Source organism: Zooshikella harenae, assembly GCF_018837975.1.
GTDB lineage: Bacteria > Pseudomonadota > Gammaproteobacteria > Pseudomonadales > Zooshikellaceae > Zooshikella > Zooshikella harenae.
In genome coordinates this window covers 1-6,718 of the sequence record NZ_JAGSOY010000124.1, presented here as the reverse complement: position 1 = coordinate 6,718, position 6,718 = coordinate 1, and the positions used below count along the sequence as shown (strand labels likewise).

General features: G+C 33.1%; 6 protein-coding genes. All 6 read left to right on the top strand.

Annotated features, from left to right (window positions below):
* The coding region (locus KCG35_RS23145; RefSeq protein ID WP_215822231.1) for a hypothetical protein at positions 1-2,025 on the top strand (2,025 nt) is incomplete at its 5' end.
* Positions 2,026-2,030: 5 nt separating this feature from the next.
* Positions 2,031-3,188, top strand: a complete 1,158-nt coding sequence (locus KCG35_RS23140; protein ID WP_215822230.1) for an ankyrin repeat domain-containing protein — start codon at positions 2,031-2,033, stop codon at positions 3,186-3,188.
* 65 nt (positions 3,189-3,253) lie between these two features.
* The gene (locus KCG35_RS23135) at positions 3,254-4,465 is read left to right on the top strand and encodes an ankyrin repeat domain-containing protein (RefSeq protein ID WP_215822229.1); all 1,212 of its coding nucleotides are present in this window, start codon (positions 3,254-3,256) and stop codon (positions 4,463-4,465) included.
* Between the two features lie 113 nt (positions 4,466-4,578).
* Positions 4,579-4,998 (top strand): hypothetical protein, encoded by a 420-nt coding sequence (locus KCG35_RS23130; RefSeq protein ID WP_215822228.1) that lies wholly within the window; start codon positions 4,579-4,581, stop codon positions 4,996-4,998.
* Between the two features lie 26 nt (positions 4,999-5,024).
* Positions 5,025-6,182 (top strand): hypothetical protein, encoded by a 1,158-nt coding sequence (locus tag KCG35_RS23125; RefSeq protein ID WP_215822227.1) that lies wholly within the window; start codon positions 5,025-5,027, stop codon positions 6,180-6,182.
* An 11-nt stretch (positions 6,183-6,193) separates the two neighbouring features.
* The coding region (locus KCG35_RS23120) for a hypothetical protein (protein WP_215822226.1) at positions 6,194-6,718 on the top strand (525 nt) is incomplete at its 3' end.

Here is a 6,718-nt window from a genome sequence, read left to right as displayed (position 1 = left end):
TTAAATCAGCTCATTGATAACAGCCAACTCAAACTTGCCAGGGTTGCAATAACGGCTAAACAAGCCACCCAATATTTAGGTGTGGTGTCCAGTGATTGGTTTAGTGAGGTAGTAAGCCAGCGTGTTAATATGCAAATTGCAGGTTCGATTACTGTTGCTTATCAACCCCCACTGAATTTACCCTTGTCTTCCTTTGTCACTCCAGCGTACGCGGCTTGGTATGATATTGATTGGGAAGGCGTATTAGAAACAGCAGTGGATTACGGTAAAGAAGCCATTTCCTGGGTGGTGCCTTATGAAGATATCGCAGAGCTTGGTCGGCAATTGTATTACCTATCAACGGGTAATGATAAAGATTTTAAGCCTGAGTTACTTCTTACAAGTGCACTGGGAACAATTTCTGTTATCCCAACGCCTGCAACTAAACCATTTAAACTAGTTTCCAAAGGGTTGAATAAGCTTTTTAGAAAAATTAATCCAAAATCGCCATTTGTACGCGCTCTTGCTGGAACCATTGGAAAAGTTGCAAAGCGTTGCTGGGATAAACGAAGCTTTGAAGATTTACAAAGTATGGCTGGGTTTATGGCGTTGTTGGCTGATTTTATTACGCATATGGATGAGTATGAAGAAGAGTTAAAGTTTTTTATTTCAACAGTGCAAAATAGTGATCATTTGCTGGCCTGGATTGATTTATTTGCTATGCCCTTAGGGGGGGCACTGGGAGAAGTTTTAAGTGACGATGATTTTGCGTATTTGGATAATCAACCCTATGAGCCATGGTATGCCAGTGCGGTTAGTGTAGTCATTCCAAAAGCTTATGCTAAAGATAAGAAAAAGAAATCATTAGTAGATGCTAGTAGAGCAGTAAAAATACTTCAATCTATAAAGGAGATTTCAAAGAAACTCAAGATGAAAAAGGCTGAGGTTAGTGAGACAGTAAAAGGTGTGGTTTCAGTTTTCAACCCAGCAAAGACTACAGGGAGTACGAAAAAGATAAGAGGGCGAGTAGCTGAAATGAGAGAGTACTTATTTACCCCTCCATTTTGGAAAGCAGCTATCTTTATAAAAAAATATTTAGGGTTAAAAGGAATGAGGGGATTATTAAAAGGAGCTGAAGGTCTAAGAACTTCAGTGCGAGACATCATAATTATTACAAGTTACATAGGAATGAATATTGAGGAAGGAAAACTAAGTCACTTAAAAAAAGGTATATTAGGTAAGCTTAAACCATCTTTTCCTGATTCAGATACACAAGATATAAATAGTGGGGTGATAAAGACTGTAAATAGTGAAATTTTCCACCTTGGAGTTTTAGTTAGTTATAGTGCGTCAGGTTTTAGGGTCGAAGGAATAGAGAGTAATAAAAATGTTAGAGTTTATATGGGAGATTTCTCTATTGATTTGGATCGTAAAGTAGACTTGCTTGTTTTGCAAAATGACTTTGAGCTATGGGTTGAGGTTAAGTCTTACGAATATGGAAATTTCTGTAGTAAATCACTGCAAAATTTATTTGATGTGACTGCAAAAATTAAAAAACGTAATCAGAAAGATAAAGTTTCTTCAGCTACATGTGCTGGTATATATAAATTTGTGGATAAAAATAAAAACAGAGAAAAAACAACTGCAGGTAATCCTCGTCGACAGTTTTTTCTTGATAGATCTCATGGTGGAGTAAATAACTTTAGTGATAAAGTTCAGTGGGTTTTTCATGGTTTTAATAAATATGTAAAAAAGAGAAAAGGCTATGCCAAGGGTTATAATAATAGGGGAGATATTGAGAAGATTGTCCGTGTGCTTACTCCAAGAATGAAAAATATGGGGGTGGATATTAATAAACAATTTGGTTTGAATTTAAAAGGAAATAGCTATATTAAAAACTGGAAGAAATATAATAGAATTTTACATAAGGATTTGGGGGTAAATGGTTGGCATAGTGTTTTTAAGTCTAGAGGTAGTATTTCAGCTATTTTGAATGAAGAGTTATTTTGGGATAAGTTAAAAGAATATATTCCTGTTAAGGATTAGGTAGAATGAATGTATTTGAGTTGTTTTTTTCTTGGGAGGCGAAGGAAAGCTCTATAAGCTCTGAAAAAATCGTAAAACAGTTTTCTGGCTTATATGTAAGCATGGATGAGAGAAAAGAAATTCTGTTAGATATTGAAAAAGGAATGTTAAATTTAAAAGGAAAAAGTGGGATAAACGTAAAAAAAAGTAATGATGGCGATTCTGAGGTGTTGGTTGAAAATTTTTTAAGCGATATTGTATTGGCTTTACATTTTTTAGGCTATAAAAATATTAATGTAATAATCTATGGGGATAAATATAAAGATGATTGCGAATATCCTATAGTTATTAGTGTGTTGGTTAATAATGGAGTTGTCAAAAAATATATACAGTCAACAGATGTTAGAGAGTCTAAGAGTGAAATAGATGCAAATTTATTTAGGGCTGTTATTAATGGCGACTATATGAAATGTCATGAACTATTATTGGAAGGAGCAAACCCTGAAGCGATTGTCCAACATTTGCCTGTTATCATACATGCTATAGAGAATAATAATGAACAGATCATAAAATTATTTCTTAAGTTTGGAGCGAATCCAGATATAGCTGGAGCAGTTTGTGACTGTGATTATTATGTGATGTCAGCGTTAATGTGGGCATGTTACAATGATAATATAGAAATAGTGAAGTTGCTGGTTGATTATGGGGCCAATATTAACTGGGAGAATAAAAAAGGCGAAAATGTGTTTAAAATTGCAGTGAGTAATTCAAGTGTAGAACTTCTTGAATGGCTAATTCAGAAAGGCATAAAAAAATGTTGGAGAAAAGATGGGACAGGATGGGGAATGCTTTCAATGTTAATAAACTCAGAATATGAGTCAATGAAGTTTAAATATTTAATTAATATTATTGATGATGTTGATGTGTCAGAAAACAATAAGGTAGGTAAAACTAAAAACGTTAAAACTCCTTTAATGGAAGCCGTTTTAAATTCAAATCTTGATGCGGTTAATATTTTAATTGAAAATAAGGCGAATGTTAATTTTGTTAATAAAAAATTTAAATGTACAGCGCTTGACATGGCTATAGAGTATAGTGTGAATGATAAAAATGATATTATAAAAGCTCTGAAGTCTGCTGGAGCCAAAACATTCGAGGAGCTAAAGACAGAAGATAAGGCTTAGTATATAAATAAGCCTCAATGGAATAATAGGAAGAACTCATACTGGTAGCAGATGCAAGCTTATCTATGTCAATTTGTATTAGATTAACTTTTAGTTCATCAAAAAATATTGATAATTCATTAGTTAAATCGGTTTTAAAGAATGTTTCAAATTACTATGGAAATTTAAGGAAAGTAAATAAAGAGCTTTGTAAGCTAAAAAATAAAATTATTGATAATGGAGGGGCGTGGGTTGATTTTAAGTTAATGTGTGCAAAGTTTGAAGTATTTGAATCTTTGGAAAGTCTAGAGGAATCATATAACAGTTTTTATATTGAGTTAAATGATTGGTGTGAAGAATTCGTTGTTGAAATTCTTGATGTTTTTAAAAATATAGGTGTTAGATCTTGTGAGGTCGGAATCTCATATGATGGAGAAAATGAGGATAAAGTATATTTAATAAATGATGAAGGAATAGTTGAAGAAATATATTTCAACAATAATGAAAGTGATTTTTTTTGTGAGGATGGTATCAAAAAAAGTACAGGAAATTTAGCTAAAGGAGAGATTGAAAGGTTTATATTGAGTGATAATGTTAAGATGTTTAATCAGTTCATTGAAACTGAGGGTGGAGTGAATGCTAATATATTAAGTGACGAAGATGAGGAAAAGTCTTTGCTGATGCTAGCTTGTGAATATGGAAGTTCACGTATAATTAAAAAATTAATTAATGAAGGTGTCGATGTCAATTGGAAGAATGATAAGTATAATGATGCATATATTAGTTTATTAACGTCTAATTCTAATGACAAAATAAATAATCTTAAGGAGTTGTTTAATACAGGGTTGCAATTATATCAATGGCATAAGTTGACAGGAAATAGTGTAATATACAAGCTTGTTATAGACTCAAGAATATACAAAAAAAATGTGCTGAAATTCCTGGTTGATCAAGGAATAGGTGTAAATATGCCTAATATACCTGACGATCACCTAACAGAAAATTTTAATGAGATACCATGGTATGAAGTGTCTCAAATTACAACTCCTTTAATGGGAGCTGTACTCTTTGGTAACTTAGAAGCAGTTCGAGATTTGATAGAGCTTGGGGCGAATGTTAACTCAGTTAATTATTTATTCGAATGTACTGCGCTCGATTGTTTAAAAGAATTGGTGCTAAATAGCTTGCAGTTACCTGAGAACGAATTTCATAAGTTGAAATCTGATATTAGAACGTGTTTGTTAGAAAATGGAGCAAAAAAATATGAAGAGCTTAAAGCTAATAACGTTGTGAAATGAATTTCATTATTCATATTTATTACTGCTGATTTAACTCAGACCATTTAAAAAATAGTAGAAATGTTAATTTATCACTGGTGAAATTTAATTAAAATATTGTAGTGGTTGGATTTGTGACTGTATGCAGTAAAAGCTGTGGTGCGGTAGCGTTATTTTTTGAAAAAATTGATTGGAATAAATGCCACTTTAGTAATATTATGCCAAATGCCATTATACCTCCAAAAGGATTGGTTATCTTAATTTTACGTCAGAAAATTGAGATAGAACTCATAAATATCACACGAACCGTACCCATCACTATTTCCCCCCCCCATCGAATTAACATTGATGCACCGAGCCATGTGAATACCAGTAACAATGTCACCGTCAAAGTGACAGCAACGGGTTTAGGCCAACCTTTAGCGGAAGTGCCTGTTTCGCTGAAAGCTATGAGCCATGGTATGCCAGTGCTATTAATTTCGCCATCCCAAAAGCGTATGCAAAAAATACAAAAAAATCACGATTACCACTCGGCAGAGCAGTTCAGCTTTTAAAAGAACTGAAAATTATTGAAGAAAAATTGGATTTAGAAACTGGATTTATTGGCGATTTAGTAAAACAAATCTGTGCACAGATGAAAGATAAAAAAGTTTTCAATAATAGTCATATCTTAGAAGCAAGAAAGATTTTATTTAAACCACAGCTATGGAAAGCAGCTATCTTGATGAAAGCTAGAGTTGGTGTTGATCATATGTTAAATATGTTGAAAGGATTTCAGGGGCAAAGAATACCCACAATTCAAATGATCGGCATAATTGGCTATATACACTATAACATTATTGAAGGTTCAATCCCAACGGATGCATTAGAAAGTGTATATACATTACTGGCTCGTTCCTTTAATTATAGTGGTGCTGTTAGAGACAAAAACAAGAAAAAAGGTAAAAAAGAGAAAGAAAATAAAGATTCTAATTGGAATGATATTAAAGGAGCTCAGTTCCAACTAGCAATGACAGCAACTTATTTAAGTATTGGCTATACACTTGTTGATATAGAAAAAAGGTTCAATCTGCCTATTCACTTTAAAGGTAATAAAACTGATGATAGTTTACTTAGACAGGTAGATATCATTGTCAAGAAAGACAATATTGAAAAGTGGTTAGAAGTTAAATCTGTGGAAAGTGAGTGTTCTAAATTTAGTGAACAATGGACGTATGTTTATCGTGGCCGTTTGGAAGATGTAAAAGCTAAGAAAAAAAACAAGAAAAATAAAGATAAAAAAGTAAAAGGGGAGGATGCTGATGAGTGTTCTAATGGGACTGGCGGTAACTATAGAAGAGAGTTTTTCTTTGATCGTAGCTATGCAGGGGTGGAAAACATTAATAAAAAAATTAAATGGATTGTCCAAAATTTTAAATATAAAAAAAGTGATGGAACGGTTAAATATGGGGTTAATAATCAGTTATTAAAAAGTAAAGTTAGAGGTCTAATTAACCAAAAACCAGATGTTGAGTTTAATATTCCAAAACAATTTCAATTTATATATAGTCGCGGGGACTATTCAGATAAAGCATGGCAGAGATATATTAAGTTGGGAGCAAAGGATATAAATCCTCGAGATGATCCTGAAGATGCATGGTTAGAGTTATTTGAGTCAATAAAAGTATTAACACTTCCTAGAGAAGCATCAGATAGTGCGAAAAATGCGTTATTAGAATTTATACCTGTTCCAGACTAATGGACTAAGAAATGGTTTATATCAGTTTGTATTTTCAGTTTAACGAATCAGCTTACAATAAAAATCTCGTCTCAGCTTTTTGTGATATCGATGAAGACAGCTCAACAGAAGTGTTTGCAAAAACAATGGGAGGTACCAATAGTAAATTGGTCACAGAGATAAATGACTTTTTGGAAGAGTATAATATATTCTGTGATGAAATCTTGATTTGTCATAAGCATGAATGCATTAAGTTTGCGATTGATCTTTATGATGGTGCTGAAGAGTTTGTCGATTTACTGGAACAAACAGATATTGAAGCCTTTACGTTGGTGGCTTATCATCCTGACTGGCAAAATGAAGACACGGGATATCCTGAATACGAGAGATATTGTTTAAAAGATGGTGACGTGACTTTTGAAACCTTTAATCCTGATACGGAAGCTGAATATTATATTGAACTTGACTACGAGTTAACTCAAGCTTGTAAAGCAGGTAACTTAAGCCAAGTACAGGTATTAGTTGAGCAAGGAGCAAATCCCAACTTACCCATTGAT